This window comes from Methylobacterium ajmalii (assembly GCF_016613415.1).
Taxonomy (GTDB): Bacteria; Pseudomonadota; Alphaproteobacteria; order Rhizobiales; family Beijerinckiaceae; genus Methylobacterium; species Methylobacterium ajmalii.
This window is the reverse complement of the sequence record NZ_JACWCT010000106.1, coordinates 1-2589: the sequence shown is the minus strand read 5'-3', so window position 1 is coordinate 2589 and position 2589 is coordinate 1. Positions and strand designations below refer to the sequence as shown.

The following is a 2589-nucleotide window of genomic DNA, read 5'->3' as shown; positions in this document are numbered from 1 at the left end:
CCGCGGCCCTGCCGGGCGGCGAGGCCGGCGCGCTCCCGGCGCCGGGCGCACAGGGCGTCGTCGGCCAGGCGATGCCGGGCCAGCCGGCGCTGGCCGGGCCGGACGGGATGCCCGCCATGGCGAGCCTGATCGAGGACATGGCCGAGAAGGCGAAGAACTCGCCGCAGAAGCGCCTCGAGCAGATGATCGACCTCGACGAGGAGCAGGTCGCCGCCATCCTCAAGCGCTGGCTGCTGCGTGAGGAGCTGGCGTGATGAACGCGGCGATCTCCCGCTACCTGCCGGAATTCCCCGCGGCCCCGGCCGGCGGCCCGTCCGCCCTGCCCGAGACCTTCGACGACCCCTGGGCCGGCCTCGCCCGGGCCCCGCGCCGCGCGGCGGCCCCGTCCGGGACGGATCGGTCCGATATCCCCGTGACCGATCTCTGCGTGGCCGATCTGCGGGTCGCCGAGGCGCTGCTGCGCGAGGTCGTGCAGCCCGCGCCCCGTCCGGCGGCCCCCCCTGCGCCGCCGCACCCGGCCGCCGAGGCCTTCGCGCCGATCCGGTTCGCGCCGCTGCGCCCCGAGGAGCCCGCCGGCGAGGATCGCCCCGCTGCGCTCAAGGCCCCCGTCGCGGGCGAGCCGCGGCGCGATTCCCGGCGCGAGACCCCCGAGGAGCGCGCCGCGCTGCTCGCCGCCGCCGAGGAGCGCGGCCGGCAGCAGGGCCTCGCCGAGGCACGGGAAGAAGCCGAGATCGCCCGCCGCCAGGCCGACGAGGCGGCGGAGATCCGCCTCGAGGCGGCGCGCCGGCACTGGAGCCAGGCCGAGGCCGAGGCCCTGGCCGACGGTTTCTCGGCGGCGCTCCGCGCCCTCGACGCGACCCTCTCCGACCGGATCGCCCGCCTCCTGGCCCCGGTCCTGACCGACGCGCTGCGCCGCCAGGCGGTGGCGGAGCTGAGCGGCGCGCTGTCGCGGCTGCTCGGCCAGCCGCAGGCGGCCAACGTCCGGGTGAGCGGGCCCGAGGACCTGCTGGCGGCGCTCGCCGCCCGCCTCGGCCCCCTCGCCGACACCGTGTCGTTCACGTCCGCCGAGACCGCGGAGGTGCAGGTGAGCGCCGACCAGACCGTGATCGACACCCAGCTCGGCGCCTGGACGCGCCTCATCGCGGCGGCGGTGGCGGAGATCTGACATGTCCGAGGGCCACCAGGAAATCATCATCATCAAGCGCCACGGCGACCACGAGGACGGTCACCACGGCGGCGCCTGGAAGATCGCGCTCGCCGACTTCATGACCGCCATGATGGCGCTGTTCCTGGTGATGTGGCTGATCAACTCGACCAGCAAGGAGCAGAAGCAGACCATCGCGGAGTACTTCAACCCGGTGAAGCTCGCCGAGGTCACCCACGACAAGAAGGGCCTGCGCGATCCCCACGACACCCCCTCCGAGCCCGGCGCCGAGGGCGGCAAGGCCGAGGGCAAGGGCGGCGAGGGCAAGGGCGAGGGCAAGGGCGAGGGGAAGGGCGACGGCAAGGCGAGCGAGGCCGCGCCCGGCAGCCGGGCGCGGGAATCGGCCCTGTTCCAGGACCCCTACGCGGTGCTGGCGCGGCTCGCCGCCGAGACCGACCGCGGCGACACCGCGAGCGCCGACGCGGCCGCGCTCGAATCCGGCCAGCCCGGGATCAGCGGCGGCGACGCGGCGCGCGATCCCTTCGATCCGCTCTACTGGCAGGTCGAGCCGCTGCCGCGCCACCGCACCGAGCGGCCGGGCAAGGTCGGCACGACGGTGTCGGCCCCGTCGGAGAACCGCCTCGACGCCGCCGGGCAGGTCGCGTCGTCCAAGCCGCGCGACCCGAAGGACGCGCCGACCCGCGTCGCCTCGGCCGAGGACGGCCTGCCGCTCACGCCGCGCGACCCGGCCAGGGATTCCGCGAAGGAGGCCGCGAAGGACGCTCCCCCCAAGCTCGCCGCCCTGAAGGACCCGGCGCCCAAGGAGGCCGTCAAGGATCTGGCGAAGGCCCCGTCGAAGGATGCCGCGAAGGCGGCCGAGACCGCCGCGGTCGCCGCGATGAAGGCCGAGATCGCCAAGGCGGTGGCGCCCGCCGCCATCGGCGCGCCGATGCCGAACGTCGAGGTGCGCCGCTCCGGCGAGGGCATCCTGATCAGCATCACCGACGACATCGGCTTCAGCATGTTCAGCGTCGGCTCGGCCGAGCCGACCCCGAAGGTGGTCAAGGCGATCGAGAAGATCGCCAAGATCATCAACGCCCGGCCCGGCCGCATCGTGGTGCGCGGCCATACCGACGGCCGGCCGTTCCGCTCCGAGACCTACGACAACTGGCGCCTCTCGACCGCCCGGGCCCAGATGGCCTCCTACATGCTGGTGCGCGGCGGCGTCGACGAGGCCCGCATCGAGCGCATCGAGGGCTATGCCGACCGCGCGCCCCGCAACACCGCCGATCCGAAGGCGGCCGAGAACCGGCGCATCGAGATCCTGGTGCGGGGGCTGCCCGAATGAGGCGGCTGCGGGCCCTCGCGACCGCCGGCCTGCTCCTGGCCGGGCTCGTCTCGGCCGGCCTCGTCCCGGCCGCGCCGCCGGCGCATGCCGGCGGCGA

General features: G+C 75.4%; 2 protein-coding genes and 1 pseudogene. All 3 read left to right on the top strand.

What is annotated here, in order from left to right:
- Positions 1-254 (top strand): annotated as a pseudogene (locus HPY23_RS20325) (flagellar basal-body MS-ring/collar protein FliF); the annotation flags it as partial.
- Positions 254-1165 carry a hypothetical protein gene (locus HPY23_RS20320; protein WP_091888414.1) on the top strand — a complete coding sequence of 304 codons (912 nt, stop codon included), beginning with the start codon at positions 254-256 and terminating at the stop codon, positions 1163-1165. The pseudogene HPY23_RS20325 and the gene HPY23_RS20320, both read left to right, overlap by 1 nt.
- Before the next feature lies 1 nt (position 1166).
- A complete protein-coding gene (locus tag HPY23_RS20315; RefSeq protein ID WP_091888416.1) occupies positions 1167-2492 on the top strand; it encodes a MotB family protein in 1326 nt (441 codons plus the stop codon).
- Positions 2493-2589: the final 97 nt, after the last annotated feature.